Origin of the sequence: Curtobacterium sp. MCLR17_032 (assembly GCF_003234795.2) — a bacterium.
Classification (GTDB): Bacteria; Actinomycetota; Actinomycetes; order Actinomycetales; family Microbacteriaceae; genus Curtobacterium.
The window spans coordinates 2,821,930-2,836,824 of record NZ_CP126268.1; the positions used below are offsets into that span (position 1 = coordinate 2,821,930).

The 14,895-nt window shown below is 62.3% G+C and carries 16 protein-coding genes; all 16 read right to left on the bottom strand.

All coding sequences use genetic code 11. From position 1 onward, the window contains the following. Positions 1–4: 4 nt before the first annotated feature. The gene (locus tag DEI97_RS13340; RefSeq protein ID WP_111074577.1) at positions 5–1,120 is read right to left on the bottom strand and encodes a hypothetical protein; all 1,116 of its coding nucleotides are present in this window, start codon (positions 1,118–1,120) and stop codon (positions 5–7) included. A 10-nt stretch (positions 1,121–1,130) separates the two neighbouring features. Then, positions 1,131–2,195, bottom strand: a complete 1,065-nt coding sequence (locus tag DEI97_RS13345; RefSeq protein WP_146248119.1) for a hypothetical protein — start codon at positions 2,193–2,195, stop codon at positions 1,131–1,133. A gap of 19 nt (positions 2,196–2,214) precedes the next feature. Then, entirely contained in the window at positions 2,215–3,198 is a 984-nt protein-coding gene (locus DEI97_RS13350; protein ID WP_111074576.1) for a phage tail family protein, read from the bottom strand. Next, positions 3,195–7,190 carry a phage tail tape measure protein gene (locus DEI97_RS13355; protein WP_111074575.1) on the bottom strand — a complete coding sequence of 1,332 codons (3,996 nt, stop codon included), beginning with the start codon at positions 7,188–7,190 and terminating at the stop codon, positions 3,195–3,197. The genes DEI97_RS13350 and DEI97_RS13355 overlap by 4 nt, the downstream gene beginning before the upstream one ends. 74 nt (positions 7,191–7,264) lie before the next feature. After that, complete coding sequence (locus DEI97_RS13360; RefSeq protein ID WP_146248118.1) at positions 7,265–7,624, bottom strand: hypothetical protein; 360 nt, start codon at positions 7,622–7,624, stop codon at positions 7,265–7,267. Between the two features lie 59 nt (positions 7,625–7,683). Continuing rightward, entirely contained in the window at positions 7,684–8,259 is a 576-nt protein-coding gene (locus tag DEI97_RS13365) for a hypothetical protein (protein WP_146248117.1), read from the bottom strand. Positions 8,260–8,336: 77 nt separating this feature from the next. Next, positions 8,337–8,861 carry a phage tail tube protein gene (locus DEI97_RS13370; RefSeq protein WP_111074572.1) on the bottom strand — a complete coding sequence of 175 codons (525 nt, stop codon included), beginning with the start codon at positions 8,859–8,861 and terminating at the stop codon, positions 8,337–8,339. A 78-nt stretch (positions 8,862–8,939) separates the two neighbouring features. Next, positions 8,940–9,077: a hypothetical protein gene (locus DEI97_RS13375; RefSeq protein ID WP_181439212.1), complete on the bottom strand. Its 138-nt coding sequence runs from the start codon at positions 9,075–9,077 to the stop codon at positions 8,940–8,942. 40 nt (positions 9,078–9,117) lie between these two features. Next, positions 9,118–9,501: a hypothetical protein gene (locus DEI97_RS13380; protein WP_146248116.1), complete on the bottom strand. Its 384-nt coding sequence runs from the start codon at positions 9,499–9,501 to the stop codon at positions 9,118–9,120. Between the two features lie 23 nt (positions 9,502–9,524). Beyond that, a complete protein-coding gene (locus DEI97_RS13385) occupies positions 9,525–9,923 on the bottom strand; it encodes a hypothetical protein (RefSeq protein WP_146248115.1) in 399 nt (132 codons plus the stop codon). A gap of 8 nt (positions 9,924–9,931) precedes the next feature. After that, positions 9,932–10,327, bottom strand: a complete 396-nt coding sequence (locus DEI97_RS17745) for a DUF6093 family protein (RefSeq protein WP_349814959.1) — start codon at positions 10,325–10,327, stop codon at positions 9,932–9,934. Next, entirely contained in the window at positions 10,324–10,752 is a 429-nt protein-coding gene (locus tag DEI97_RS13390) for a Gp19/Gp15/Gp42 family protein (protein ID WP_111074571.1), read from the bottom strand. The genes DEI97_RS17745 and DEI97_RS13390 overlap by 4 nt, the downstream gene beginning before the upstream one ends. Before the next feature lie 177 nt (positions 10,753–10,929). Further along, positions 10,930–11,826 carry a phage major capsid protein gene (locus DEI97_RS13395; protein WP_111074570.1) on the bottom strand — a complete coding sequence of 299 codons (897 nt, stop codon included), beginning with the start codon at positions 11,824–11,826 and terminating at the stop codon, positions 10,930–10,932. 11 nt (positions 11,827–11,837) lie between these two features. Next, positions 11,838–12,281 (bottom strand): hypothetical protein, encoded by a 444-nt coding sequence (locus tag DEI97_RS13400; RefSeq protein WP_146248114.1) that lies wholly within the window; start codon positions 12,279–12,281, stop codon positions 11,838–11,840. Positions 12,282–12,347: 66 nt separating this feature from the next. Continuing rightward, the gene (locus tag DEI97_RS13405) at positions 12,348–13,514 is read right to left on the bottom strand and encodes a VG15 protein (RefSeq protein ID WP_111074568.1); all 1,167 of its coding nucleotides are present in this window, start codon (positions 13,512–13,514) and stop codon (positions 12,348–12,350) included. 8 nt (positions 13,515–13,522) lie between these two features. Beyond that, positions 13,523–14,890, bottom strand: a complete 1,368-nt coding sequence (locus DEI97_RS13410) for a phage portal protein (protein ID WP_181439211.1) — start codon at positions 14,888–14,890, stop codon at positions 13,523–13,525. Between the last annotated feature and the right edge of the window lie 5 nt (positions 14,891–14,895).

Consider the following 14,895-nt stretch of genomic DNA (forward strand, 5'->3'; position numbering starts at 1 on the left):
CCTCCTAGTTCGTCAACGCGTACAACTCGCCAGTTGTCACCGACACCCACCGGCCGTCCTGGTCACCCGACAGGTTCGTGATCCGCCGCCGGTACACGCCATCAGCAACGAACAAGTCGCCGCGCAGCTTCACCAGGCAGTAGTCACCCTTGTTGAACTCGCCGATACGTGGCGACTGATCAGCCTGCACTTGGAAGTCCCAGAACTCGACCGGCTTCGACCCCGTACGGGCGCTTTCCCGCACGTAGCCGTCCAACTGGTACTGCTCGTCCACGTTGCGGGATGCGTCCACGAGCTCGAGTAGCGGAAACCCTTGCGTGAGCAGGTTCGTGTTCGTGTACGTGGAGAACATGGTCGCGTCGGATGCGGATCCGCCCTGACCCCATGCACGGCCCTGCAGCTTCGACCCGTCGACCTTCACGTTGAGGCCGCGGATCGTCGTCTGACCGACCCCGTAATCCCACACATGCGTCGACAGGCCGGACAGTTGCGGCTGCGATGGGGTGCCGACCCGCATCACCCACTCAACGAACCGAGGGTCGGTCTTAAATCGCGGCAGGAAGTCGATCTCGGGTCCGCCATCCACTGACGTCAGATCGCCGAGTGCATCACCGACGAGCGCCAAGTCAGCGCCCTGGTACTCGCGCGTTTCTGTACCCGACACTTCAGCTGGCAACACGACGGGGACGTTGCCGTTCGTGTGCTGCTGAGCCTGTGCCACGAGTCGCCGAGCGACCGTCGTCAGCGACACGTTCTCGTAGTACGTCTCCACATCGAACGGCGTCTGCCCGGCCGCCAGGACCGGGATCAGCACGCGGTGGTCGAAGTAGGACCACATGCCCGACGCGTTCAACGTCAGCGTGCCTACATCCTTCGAGTAGTCCTGCACCCACACCGGACCCGCGTTCAGGATCACACCGTTCTCAGCGACACCGAGGAACGACTTCCCCACCGTCGCCACGTTCCGCAGGTTCAGGCGACGGATGTCCGGATCGGTGAGAGGCACCGTGATGCTGATACTGCCGGCACTGTTGATCCCCACATCCCAAGAGCCCTTGCTGACCTGTAGATGCGTGGAGATGCGGCCGGTCAGCAGGTCGCCGATGAACCAATCAGTCATCGGAACCCCGTCAAGTCAGCGCGACGAGCTTGACGCTCAGCCGCATGGCGTAAGCCAACGTGGAACCGCTGTTCTGCCAGCCTCGAAGGTTCACCACGTCGCCTGCATTGCACTGGATGAGCCCGGACAATGTGGCGTCACCCGATGCTCCGGCCGTTGAACCGACTGCGCGCCGATCTGTGACCCGGACAGGGCTGACGGAGGTGAGGTTCGTCGTGATTTCCACAAAGCGTTCACCTGTGGTGTTAGCGCCCCAGTTTATAGCAGCACCCACGTCGTACCAGCCTGCATAGGTGCACGTGAATGAGGCCCCGCTACCACTGACGACAAGCAGGCCCGAGTCCGACGTGAACGAAGTGCCAGCGGTGGCCGGGAAAGTGGAATTGCTCGTGCCGGATGCAAGAGAACCGGAGCCGGTGAGTACGCCGAAGGTTTGCGCGTCATCCCGCACCCAGATGCCGTTCCGCATCCAGTACAAACCGCCACTCTTGATGTACCCCTGCGTACCGTCGATCACATTAGCGGCGTCGGAACGCATTTCGGCGACAGATCGGTACCGAATCGGACTGCCAAACAGGGCAGTCCCAAGAATCGTGTTCGACACGACCACGCCGGAAGCGTTCGTCGCGGTCACGCCAGCCGGGACTAGGACAGTTCCGATGACAAGCGCACCAGACGGAGCGTCCGGCACAACCGGTGACGCTGCAGCCGTACCAGTCACAACGCCGAACACGGGTGAGCTGTTCGCATCACCCTTCTCCGTGTCGTTGTGCTTCACGTACACCGTGTCGTAGCGCGAATTCGCGGAAGGTGCAGTCGCGAGCGCTACAGTCGCCGCGCCAACGTTCGTGATGATCACCACGCCGTCGTTGTTGGCACGCGACAGAACGAACACTGATTGCTCGAAGATGCTGACGCTCATGGTCGCCGTCGCCACCATCGGGTTCACCGCCCCGTAGAGCAGACCCGTGCGCGGTGCATCGTTCAGGTTCTTGACGATGAGGCCTTGTTCGAAGAGCCGCGCATCGAGAGCGGTAGTTCCAGCAGTGGTCACAAACCCGTTGGTCAACGCCATGCGCGTCTCCTATCCAAGATCAAACGAAAGCGGGAGCCGTCGAAACCGTTAGCGTCGGGCTCCCAGAGACAGCACCAATAGGCAGGAACTGGACCTCGCCAGCACGTTTCGGCGGGACCGTCCACCAGTCCGACGCCGTCAAGAAACCAGTCACATCGGAACCGGATATCGTCACCCGGCCCGTACGCGGGTTCAACCGCACCGTCTCCGACGCAGCAACCGGACGCTCGAACCGGACACGCTGACCAGTCGGCACCCACACCAGCTCAAACCCGCCGGCAAGACCGCCAGTGACGTCAAGCATCGACACGGTCTCCGCCGTGCCAGGGTTCGCCGCAGCAGCACGCCCCGTCGAACCAGGCGTACCCCAGTCGAAGAACTTCCCAGTCGGCTGCACTGCCTGCGGCTGGTACGTGCCATCACCGTTGCCTGTCAGGCCAGTCGTCAGGTAAAACCCTGGGTTGTTCGGGTCGCGCACGTAGTACGTCGCCGGGTACAAACCCTGCGACGGTGCAGTACCCGACACCACACCCAGCGGCCACACCAGACCGGACGACGGCACAGCAACACCAGTCGACGCGAGCACCCGTGTTCCGTAACGGAACGGGTCCGCGGAGATCACATCGAACGAGAACTTGAAATACGGCTGGTACAGGCCGTCATCCATCTTCGGCGACGTCGACACGCCAACGTTCACCCACCGGGTGTCGATCGGGTCGGTGACGGTGAACACCGCCTCCTGCCCGTCCGCCATCAGCCCCGCCAACGTGTCCCGAGCCGCGTACGCCTCAGCCAACGTGTCGCCCGACCAGGAACCCTCCACCGAAACCACACGAGGGTCCCGGTAGATGGTCCCCGGCCGGAACGACCCGTTAGCCTGCGGCCGGGCGTCCGCCTCATACCGTGTCGGAGCAGCGTCATACCATCCGACAAGCTTCGCCAACGCGAAACCCTTCACCGCCTGATCGTCGAACGTCACCCCACTGAACGTGACCGTCGTCATGACACCATCCCTGCGAGCTCGCGAGCGGCCTCCCGCCCAAGGACGGTCAGCATCGTGTTCGGGTCAACGTGCTGCATCGGCTTCACGTCCAACATCTGCGTGAACTGCGGGGCAGCAGCAGGCTGCGCGGCCGGCCGGTACGACTCCATGTAGCGGACAGAGCCGCCACGGTTCATCGCATCCAACGCAGCCCGGTTCCGTGCAGTCGCAGCAGCGTTCATCACGAACTCACGCCCGTGCACCACACCAGCGACCTCGTCAGTGCCGAAATCACCCGTGTATCCACCAGACGCATACCCGGGCACCCGCAGGTACTTGCCGAGCATCTTCTGCAACGCCTTCGACTGCCGGTCAATGGACTTCGCGATCGTCGCCGCGTTCTTGTTCGCCGCCGACAACGACTTCTCAGCCGTGTCGATCAGCTTGCCGAAGTTCGCGTCCGCAACCTGGTTGCCGATCTTCGTCGAAGTGGACTGCACCGCCTGGTACTGCTTGTTCACAGCAGCCAGGCCGGCCTTGTTCATCGACGCGAGACTGCGCGCCAACGGCAGCCCCTGATCCACACCAAGCGACGCGATCTCGTTCAGCAGAGCAGGAGCAAGCCCCTTTTTCTGCAACGAAGCCAGCAGCGCCTGGAACTGCTTCAGCTTCCCCGCACGCTGCGTCAACCCACGCAGCAGCGACGAACCAGACCGGTAGTCGCCGTACGAAACGTCCGACAGTTTGCCCTTCACCGCCGACGCCATCGACGTTGACGAATCACGCAACCCATCCAGACGGTCCGACGCCTTCTTCACCGCGTCAGCAGCCTTCGTCGACTGCTTCTCGAGACCGATGAACGCACGCTCGTTCTTGTCCGCAGCACGCAGGAACGACCGCCGCTGAGCAGCCGAATACTTCGACGAGTCCTGCCCCATCTGGAACAGGCTCTGCGTACCCGACTGCACATCGAACTCACCGTTACGGACCGACGTGCGGAACGACAAACGGTCGCCGAGATCCGCACCAGTCGGAGCCGCCTTCGCACGAGCCAACGCAGCATCAGCACGCTGCGTGGCAGCCTTCGCCGCACGCGTCTCCGCCTGCGCCTGCAACAGCCGCTGACGGTTCGCAGCCGTCTTCGACTTGTTGAACTCGCTCTGAGCCCGACGCTGCGCAACCTGCGCCGCCTTGAACCGGTTCTTCGCCCGCTTCGCATCCGTCGTCTGGTTAGAGATGAAACCACCCGAAGCGAACATGCCCGCGTTGAGACGGTCGAACGTGTGCCGGCCGTACTTCTGCACCGACGCCGCACGGATCACATACTCACCGTTTGACAGGTACGCCGGAATCGAATCCGACGTCGCAGTCCCCGCGCCGTACACAGGACCACCAGCCGCCTTGTACGCAGCACCAGCAGCACCACGAGACGCGCCCGCCTTCACGGACTCTTCAACCTTCCGGTTGACGGTGGTGATCGTCAGGGTCTTCGACTGCAGTGACTGCAGGGTGCGCAGCACCGCGTAGAGATTCGCCTGAGCAGCAGCCACCTCAGCACGCACCTCAGTGCGCTTCGACGGCGGCACCGAAGCCAGCTTCTGCTTCGTCGCTTCCAGCTTCTGCAGCGCATCCTGAACCTCGCCCTGCACCTTCAGAATGCGCTTCTTCGTCGCAAGCTCAGCAGCACGCTCAACAGCCTTCGCCGAGTCAACAACCCCCGACGCGCCTTCCTGACTGAACAGGGTCTTCACGTTCGCCGGCACTAGCTTCAACTGGTCAGCCATCTTCGCCGCTTCCTCACCGGAAACACCGAACGCCTGAGCGGCCTGAATGTACGCATCCCGAGTGGTCTGCATCTTCGCCGCAGCATCCGCCTGCGTGCCGCCGTTCTCCGCGATGGCAGCCGTGGCCGCGATACCGTCCTGGGCGATCTGACGGAGAGCAGCAGCGTTCGCGCGACCCTTGTCGGAGTTCAGGTCCAGCGTGCGACCGTTCTCCTTCAGCGAGCCAGTTGCGTCGTCGATAGCAGCCTGGAAGTCAGACTCCGTCTGCTCCACCGAAAGCTGCGTCGAACCGAAACTACGGATCGCGTCAGCCAGATCGCTGATGCTCTGGTTCGCCTCAGAAGCCGCACCCGTCAGATCAGCAAGCTGTTCCTTCTGCTGCTGCGTGGACGTCGCGGCGAGCACGGTAGCCAGCTGCCCCTTACCCTGCGCCAGATTCAGCAGTTCCTGACCGTCAACTGTCTTCCCCTGCGCCGCAGCAAGCGCCTGTAGCTCATCCTTGTACGGCTTCATCTTGTTGAGCAGGTCCCGGGCGGTGTCGCTACCGCCGCCCATCTGCTTCAGCAGCTGGTTGAATCCCTTCGCCGCGGACGTGACATCCGTCGAAGCAGTACCAGCAAGGGTTTCGCCCATCTGCTTGAACTGCGCCTCGAACCGGGTCGCAGTGTCAGACACATGCGTCATCCCGAACGTCAGACCGTCGAAGAACTTGCCAAACCCAACCGAGCGTTCGTTGCCTGCACCCGAGATAGCATCAAGGGCTTTCTTCGCGGACGTCGCCTTGTCGTTGATGATGTCGAAAGCGCCACCGCCACCAGTAAATTGCTGGTTGAGAGCCTTGCCGTTGTTCGCCGTCATAGCAGCGTTCAGACGGTTGATCTCACCCTCAGTGAGCGATGCTTCCTTGCCGATACCCGAGAAGCCGGAGATGACCGCAGCGATACCGACAGCAATGCCGGCACCCTTACCGAAGCCCTTCGCGACACGGCCAACCGTGAGGTTCATCTGCTGCATCGCCGCTCGAGCAGCCTGCACCTTCGGGACCATCGTCAGGAACCCGCCACCAGCCAGAGCGGTAGCGGCAACAACGGCGGTCAGGCCAAGCGTCAGGCCCTGCACGGCACCGGGAGCGTTGGAGTACGCCGACACGAGACCCGTGACGGACTGCACCATTTCGCGCAGCACACTGTTCGACGCCGAACCGGTCTTGATCAGACCCGACTCGAACGCCGCACCAAGCTTCTTGACGTCACCGTTCAGGTTGTCCGTCTTGCCCGCAGCCTGCTGAGCAGCGAACCCAGCCTCGTTGACCGAGTTCACCCACTCACGGTTACCCTTCGCACCATCCTTGTACAGGATGTTCGCGGCACGGATCGCGTCGGAGCCGAATATGATGCCCAACGCCGAGTCGCGAGACGCTGAGTCGACACCCTTGAATCCGGCGGCAAGCTGACCTGCGAGACCGGTGATGCCGACGAAGTTGCCCTGCGCGTCGTACGCCTCAATGTTATACTGCTTCATCGCCGCAGCGGCCTGCTTTGACGGAGTAGCCAACTGCAGCAGCATCGACTTGAAGCTCGTACCAGCGTCAGAGCCGAGCAGACCGTTCGACGCGAACTCGGCCAGCGTTCCGACAGTCTCATCGATCGACAGGCCGAACTGGTTCGCGACCAGACCGGACTGCTGCAGAGCCTGCCCCAGTTCCTCCACACCACCGAGCGACTTGTCCGCCGCAGCAGCAAGCAGGTCAGCAACGTGCGGCACATCCTTACCGGACAGACCGAACTGTGTCAGAGCAGCAGACGCGATCTCCGTAGCCCGAGCCACATCAATCTGACCAGCCGCGGCAAGGTTCAGCGCACCCTTCAGCCCGCCGCCCAGGATGTCCTTCACGGACACACCAGCCTTGACGAGCTCCGTTTCCGCCTGCGCCACCTCAGTGGCCGAGAACCCGATGCTCTGACCCATCGTCAGCGCAGCGTTCCGCAGCAGGTCCATGTCGCCCGCCGTAGCGTGCGACAGGGACTGCACCTGCGACATCTGCGCATCGAAGTCAGCGAACGACTTCACCGCAAGAGCGACACCAGCAGCAGCCGCAGCACCGATACCAAGCAGGCCGTTACCGACCTTCTCGAACGCTGCACCCTGCGCCTGCAGGTTCTGCGCTTCAGAGTTCGCCTGCTGCGTCGCCTGCTGAATCTGGTTCATCCCCTGCAGGTACTGCTGCACCTGCGCTCGGATGGTGACGGAAACAACATGATCGGCCAAAACGCGGCTCCCGTCTTCCAGTGTTTACATATCAGCTACTGCCGTGTGACTTTCTCCACCGGCCACATGAACCCATGCGGGTTCGCGTTCTCGCCAGCAGCCTTCCGCCACAAATCCTCGGCGTCCTTCGTGGCTTTCTCCGCGAAGTCAACAATCGGGAGACGCACGAAAGCGCCCTCCGGTGTCACCGTCAACTTGCCGGCCTCATACTTATGCGACCCACGCGGGTTCGACGGGTCCGCATCAGGAGACGTTGCCTCATCCATCGGCTGACCATGCGGGCCAAGCATCTGCTCAAACCCCGTCACACCAAGCACCAACGCCACCTGATCAGGCGTCCACTCCGGCTCACGTTCAACATGAACCGCAGTCACACGTCCGTCATCGTCATACACGGGGGTATGCACTTCCAGGGGCTCCCACCCACGCAAACGCTTCGGGGACACACCAACCTTTACTGCGAGTCGGACTTCATCTCGGAGACGAGGGTTGACGCGCGCAGCGCTTTTCCCAGTTCCACCGCCCGGTTGCTCTCCCCCTCATTGAGCGCATACACCACGTCTGCGATCTGCTGATGGTCGCCACCCGAAAGCAGCTGGAACAGGTCATCCCATTCCTCTTCCGTGAGCTCGCGTTCCTGGCCGTCCTCAATGACGACACCGGACTGCAGAGCCGCGGCACGCGTCACCGCGTGGAAGTTGTACCCAAACACCACCTTGTCGGGCAGTGAATCGGGGCGGGGGCTGTTGACCAGAGTCAGGTCAGTCCAATCCGAACCCAGCATCCGCGTGAACTTCAGGTCGACGAGAGTGCCGGCGTAATCCGCCTTCACCGCCTCGATCTCCTGCAGGATCTCAGCAAGCCGCGACGTCTTCGCCAGACGGTCATCCTGCGGCTTGCCCTTCTCAACCTCACGCTCAGCCTCGAGGTCATACAGACGCCCCGACACATCAGCATCCAGAGACACAGTGACCACCCGAGACGGACGGCCCTTCTCCTTCGCAGCAGCAAGCTTCTCGTTGAAACCCATAAGTCTGTTCCTCACTCGTCCTCACTCAAAGAAGATGACCCGTGCGGGCGGGAGTGAGACCGCCCGCACGGGAGTTATCAAGCCGCCGGCGTGACGTCGCGCAGGACCGGAGCCAGCGGACGAATCGTCTGCGTCTTCGTGAACACCGAGTTCGCCGCAGCCTGATCGCGCTGCTTCACACCCGCCTCAGTCATCCACAGGTCGAACTTGCTCGTCGAAGTGATGTCCGCATCGTGGTCGGTTGCCCAACGCACCGCGAAGACATACTTCTGACCCTTCACCAGCAGCGGGTCAGCAACGTTCGTCGTGTCGCCGTACACGTACTGAACAGCCAGCGTGTTCGACTCCTTGCCACCACGAGAGAACGTCTGCGTCGCCGTGAGACGGTCATCAGTGATGTCCTCCTGCGACGTCGCCTCAGCCCAACCCGACCCAGCAGTCAGGTCGTAAGTGATGTCCACGAACGCAGCAGAGTTAAGCTGCGTCACCGTGATGTCCTTCAGGGTCTTCCCTGCAGTGATGATGGATGCCGGAGCAGCCATAACCAGCAGGTTGCCCTCAGTGCCAACAGACAGCGACTGCTGCCCCTTAGTGATCGCCAATTTGGTCTCCTTCGGATAAACGCGGCCCCGGACTTCCCGAAGGACCGATTAACGCCCCCGTGGGGACAGATGAGAGGGCTACTTGCCCGTACCGGTATCAGCCGGCTTCGACTTGCCCACCAGCGGGAACTGCGCCGGCAGAGCGTCCTGAATTGACTTCAGGATGTCCATGTGCAGACCGTTCGGTCCGCTGACAGTGACATATTCGTCAGACATGACATGCTCCTTGGAATGCGAAAACCCCGCCGAAGCGGGGTCAGATTGGATCGGAACGGAAGCTGTACTCAGCTATCTGCGTGAAACCAGGCGGAGACGTATCATCGTCAATCTCCATCACGTCGAGAATGTCGCGACGGATCGGCTGACAACGGCGACCAGCGATAGTCGGCGTCTTACCGCGACCCTTCGGCCGCAACGCCGCATCAACATGCTCGACAACCCAAGCGCACTGCTCAGGGTCAGCACCAACACACATCACCGACCACGACGGCGTAAACGTTGACGCCCCACCCGACAACCGCTCCTGACGGTCCGTGCTCAAACCAGGACGGACAATCACGTACGGGTAGGCGCTGAGGTCCGGAGCCAACATGACAAACACGTTGTCAGCTAAGGCAGGATCGGACTCGAGCAGCCCCACCAACGCGTTCGTATGCGCCCGCGTCATAGGCCAGCCGCCGCAAGACCATCCGCAACAGCCTTCCGGATGCCCGTCTGGAAGTCCTCTTCGTTGTCGACAAGCGCCTTCGGAATGCGGTTCTTACCCGGCGCGTTCCGAGTACCCTTATCAACAATGCCAACCACAGCACCCTGCGAACGGCCCAGATCATTACCGATCTCAGCAGAAATACCGCCCAGCACCTGACCCGTTGTCCCATGCAAGTCGTACGAAATCGCACCACGCGCATGAGGCAGCCCACGTGACCCGCTGTAATCGTTACTGATCTGATCCTTGATGTTCCGAGCAGTCACCTCGATCGCAGCACGCAGAAACCGTGCCGTCTCCCGAGGCGCTTCCTCAATCGTATGCGCAAGCTCATTCAGACCATTATCCGAAGCCACGACGCCTCCTAAGTCAACAAAGTGATCGGAAACCGCCGAGCAGTCGCATACGACGACGCAAACGGCGCATCAACACGAGCACGACGACCCACCAACGACGCATCAGTCAACGAACCCGTGATCTCCACCACATGGCCCTTCGTCACCGCACCAGACGTCCCCAACGGCAACGACAACGTCGCAGCCTGAGACACCAACAGCTGCCCCGCCTGCTCAGCATCAGCAGCCTGCACAGCAGACGCCTTGAACCGGCACGCGCCCTCATACACAGGCTGGATCACGGTCTCCCGCTTCCCCGTCGCCTCGTTGATCGGGCCAGGTACTTCCTTACCCACACGGCACGTGTCCGTCATGATCGACTCAGCGATCCAACGTCCCGACCGTGCGGCAGACTCAGCGGTCACAGCGCCGCCGACCCAACCGTGTGGAACGTCGACGGCTGCTTACCACCCCTGACGCCTCCGGGGACAATCGTGTACGCGCCCGACGTCGCACCTGACCCGTCACCGAGCAGTGCGAGTTCAGCGTCAGACAGGTACAGCGCCCCAGTGGAACGCGCCTTGTCCAACGTGTACTGGTAGTCGTCGATCGTCTCCGAGTACTTCCCGTCAGGGTTCGCCAGGAGACGTAGCACAGCAGCGCACAGGATCTGCACCACCACAGCCCGGAACGACGGCACCTCCCCCACCTTCGACTCCGCGAACGGCTTCTGCATCAGCAGAATGTTCCACGCGTCATCCAGCAGGACAGCACCAACCGTCCGGTCCGTGTCAGTGAGGGGCCGCAACGACCGCTTCGTCAGGTCATCAACCGTTGCCGGGTTAGCCATCACAGCCCCTCACCTTCACTTACTTATCGTCCGACTTCGGAGGACGCCCACGCCGCTTCGGCTCAGGCGACTCTTCAGCAGCAGCCAGAACCCACCCGTTGGCGAGGTAGCTGGCATGCGCTGAACTGTCAGGCACATCCACCGTCACGTCCCCGAAAGGGCTCCGGAACTCAGCCATCAGGCAGACGGCGTCGCGCCGGTCAGACGGGCGAACTTGTTGACGTCGCGCACGCGGAAGCCAACCTCGATCTCAGCCCGAACAGCGAACATGTTGCGCTGCCACAGGTTGATCTGCGTGCCACCACGGTTGATCGTCGCCTCCGTCGAAATGGAGATGTCGATCGCCTGCACCTGACCCCACGCCGCAGTCGTCCAGTCGCCAGCGAAGCCGACAGTGGACGGGGTGCCGGGAGTGCCAGCAGTACCCGCCTTGTTGACTGCCTTCGTCTTGTAGACGGGGCGACCAAGCAGCGAGCCAACCTGACCCTCGAGTGCAGCGTTACCGATGAAGATCGGACGGCCGAGAGTGTCAACCGAACCGAGAGCGATGAGCTCACCGGTCGGAGACAGCGCCCAACCGGACACGTCGCCACCGTTCGCAGCAACCGAACCCATCGCGCCGAGCAGGCCCGAGTAGGTGTTCGTGTTGATGGAGACAGCCGGCGCGTTCTTCAGCGTGTCGAAGTCGGACCCCGGAGCGTCGCCGAAGAACACCGTGTTGTCGAACCTCGCCGACAGCACGCCCGGAAGACGCCCGACGAGAGCGTTGTACAGCGCACCCTTGTCGCGACGGAACTGGTTCGAGAACGGCTCGATGACAGCGAGGGTGTACCCACGCATCACCTTCGACGCCACAGTCGGGTCAGAGACCGGCTTCTCTTCCGTCTCCGCCGTCCACGCGGCAGTCGGGTCACCAGTGATGATGTCGACCGTCACGCCAGCGCCCGGAAGCGGAATGTTGGGGGTCAGCGAGGCGACCGCGGAGGTCTCCTGGAAGCCCTGCCAGATTTCGGTGGAGACCGCCGTGGGCAGGTTAACGCCCGAGGTCCCCCTGTTCGTTGCCTGAGCAACCATGTGATCTCTCCTTAGAGGTCAGGGAAGGCGTCAGCAAACTGCTGAGCCGTAGAGGGTGTCCCCGTTTCCTTCGCACCCTGCGACGGGTCCGGACGAGGGGACGACTTGGCGTCTGCCGGCACGAACTCAAGCAACGAGTCAGCGTCTGCAAGCAGCGCGTCCTCGTCGTCTCCCTGCAAGCGTGCGATGAGCGACTTCGGAAGGCCCTTATCGATACCCACGTTGAGGCGGGTGATCGTCGCGTCCTTCGCTCCGAGATCGTTCGTCAGCGCGTCACGTTCACCGGTGAGATCCGCGATCTGCGACTCAAAGCCGCCGATGCTTGCTTCCAGTTCACGCACACGCCGCTCCGCAGCATCCGCACGAGTGCGTTCCGCTGCGATAGCTCGCTTGCCTGCTTCACCGAGCTCAGGGTCGCCCTGCGTCTCGGTGGTGGTCGTCGTGTCTTCAGACATGGGGTACCTCGAATCGCTCGATGGTGAAACCTGCAGGCATCGCGCAAGCAGGAAGAATGGGGAAAATCAGCCGAGACGAATGCCCAGCGACCGGTAGAACTCAGTGGCGACCGCGCGGTCCTCCGCAGCAGCCATCAGACGGCGCGGGTCGGACGTCGCCATGTTCACTCGCATGTAGCCGGCATCGCGCAGCAACGTCTGCCGCAGGGCGACATCGTCAGTGAGGCCGATGATCGTCTCCGGCATCAGGCGCGTGTACTTCGTGGACGTGTACCGGGCACCCTTACGACGCTGCTCAGCAGCACCAAGGTTCCGGTTCACCTTCCCGAACTCACCACGCCGCGTGTTGCCCTCCGTGGTGACGTACCCGAAGATCGGCGAACCGTCCGCGTTCCGGCCGATCTGCGACTGCAGCATCCGTCGGCCACTATTCGCCCGCGTCTCACGGCCGATGCCGTTGCCGTACTGGATACCAGTAGCACCACGACGAGCCGTCACCAGCTGGGAAATATCAGCGCCCTCACGGATTGCCTGAGCGCCAGCCTTCGTGAACACACGGTCCTGCTCAGCCTCTGACAGGGAGTTGAAGTACGACTCCGGACTGTCATGGAACCCAGCCGGCACCTGCTCGTCATCATCCGGAGCGGGAACACTCGAGCACTTGCACGCCGGATGACGCTTGAACGCCGTCTTAGCCGACCAAACACCAGCCAGGACAGCACACCTGGAACACGCGCCCGGCTGCACCACACGCACGTACTTCGTGTACTTGTGCGCCGTCATCGCCGTCAGATCAGCCGACCGAGACGTGTCATGCAGCGCCGTCTTCATCATCGCCGCCAGGTACATCTGACCGCCGACAAACGCCTGCTGCACTGTCTTCCCGGAACCGATGAACTGCTTCGTCGTCGTCACCGCACCAAACAGCAGCCCGCCGAGCTCACGACCCGAAGCGTCGACACCCGCAAACGACGACGAGTTCACTGACATCGTCGCCCGCGGGTCCCCATACGCCCGAGCCGCCTGGTTCATGTACCGGTCAGCGTCCGCAGCGTTCAAGTTCTGCGCCGCCACTGCAACCGCCGTCACCGCCGGCTCGACCGCCTGCCATGAACGGTCCAGGTTCGCCATGTCGATCGCAGTCCAAGCCGCAACCGCACGCGCAACCGCACGATCCGACCGCTTGATGATCCGCCGCTGATGCCGCTGCGCAACCTCAAGCAGATCCGCCACGACGACTCCTACTGGTTATCGAAGATATCCTGCGTGTTCGTCACCACGCGGCTGGCCTGCTGCGCTGCGAAGTTCTCGTCCTCAGCGCGGCGAGTCTTCATCCGGGCAATCGTTTCCGGCGAACGGCCCAGGTTCTCCTGCGCCGTCTCCCAGTCCGTCAGCCCGGCCTGGTACTCCTTCACGACCGCATCAGTGACCATGCCCTGAGTAGGCGTCCCAGCATCCCGCCACAGCGTTTCCATGCGGCGAGCATCCTGCGACCACTCACCAGTCCGGAAACGAATGACAAGCCGCATCACGGCTTCCCACGAGTTCCCGAACGACAACTGCTTCCGTTCCGCCTTCTTGATCAGCCGAGTCTCACCAGCACGCTGCCCCTCAGCGGACGGAGCGTTCTGCGTGTTCAGGCCGAAATACTCGATCGGCAGCGACGTCACACCAGACGCCAACCGGGAGTACATCGCGACCATGGTGTCGAAGTTCGACAAGTCTGATGCGTCCAGCTGCTGGACCTTCACGTCCTTGTTCTCGTGCGCCCACACCGAACCGAAGTACGCCTGCCAGACCGGAAGCGGCTGCCCGTCCTGCCCCACGAAGTCACCCTTGGACATGCCAAGAACCTGCTTCTGCGGAACAGCGACCGTCTCCTGCGCCAACTGCGCGTTCGTCAGCGCACGAGACGCCGAATCAGCGATCGGGATGACATCTTCCATCTCCGACACGCCCTCAAGCGACGAACCAGTCACACGAGTCGCACGGTTCCGGTTCACGAACGGCACCACCGGCACAGTGCCCAGATTGTGGACGTCCGGGTCGAACTCGTCCACCCATTCGCCATCCTTGTACAGCAGCCAGTAGGTGACGTTCGGGAAGTACAGCGTCGCCCGAGTGTCCTTGCCACCCTCGGGGCTGTACGACCGCAGAGCAGCCGTCACACGATGAGTCCGAGGATCACGAACCGCGACCATCTCTTCCGGCGACTCAACCGTCACAATCGGGTACTCAGGGTCCTCAGCATTCGACCCCACGCACACGTACGACCGCTTCAAAGCCAGCGCGTCAACGTGAGCGAAGCCGGACCGCTCATCGAGGTTGTTGTACTGGTAGACATCCCACAGAGCAGCATCCGCAGACTGCGCACCCGGCATCCGGAACCCAGTGACATCCAGCCGCTGCTCAATCGCATCAACCGTCACCCGCGGCCAGTTCACCACAACCGTGAACCGCTTCAGTTCCTCCGGAATAGCCAAGCCCAGCTGCTCAAGCTGATGCAGACCCTCGTAATAGTCGTTGTACAGCCGCGTCTCAGTGCGCGTCGTCTCAATCAGACGCAGCAACCGGTCGAAGGTGTCCTGATCATCCTTGGAAAGCGCCAAGACCG

What these genes read in the sequence shown, in the direction of transcription:
- DEI97_RS13340 (WP_111074577.1), bottom strand. Translation starts at nt 1,120, where the DNA reads ATGACTGATTGGTTCATCGGCGACCTGCTGACCGGCCGCATCTCCACG.
- DEI97_RS13345 (WP_146248119.1), bottom strand. Translation starts at nt 2,195, where the DNA reads ATGGCGTTGACCAACGGGTTTGTGACCACTGCTGGAACTACCGCTCTC.
- DEI97_RS13350 (WP_111074576.1), bottom strand. Translation starts at nt 3,198, where the DNA reads ATGACGACGGTCACGTTCAGTGGGGTGACGTTCGACGATCAGGCGGTG.
- DEI97_RS13365 (WP_146248117.1), bottom strand. Translation starts at nt 8,259, where the DNA reads ATGGGTTTCAACGAGAAGCTTGCTGCTGCGAAGGAGAAGGGCCGTCCG.
- DEI97_RS13375 (WP_181439212.1), bottom strand. Translation starts at nt 9,077, where the DNA reads ATGTCTGACGAATATGTCACTGTCAGCGGACCGAACGGTCTGCACATG.
- DEI97_RS13390 (WP_111074571.1), bottom strand. Translation starts at nt 10,752, where the DNA reads ATGGCTAACCCGGCAACGGTTGATGACCTGACGAAGCGGTCGTTGCGG.
- DEI97_RS13395 (WP_111074570.1), bottom strand. Translation starts at nt 11,826, where the DNA reads ATGGTTGCTCAGGCAACGAACAGGGGGACCTCGGGCGTTAACCTGCCC.
- DEI97_RS13400 (WP_146248114.1), bottom strand. Translation starts at nt 12,281, where the DNA reads ATGTCTGAAGACACGACGACCACCACCGAGACGCAGGGCGACCCTGAG.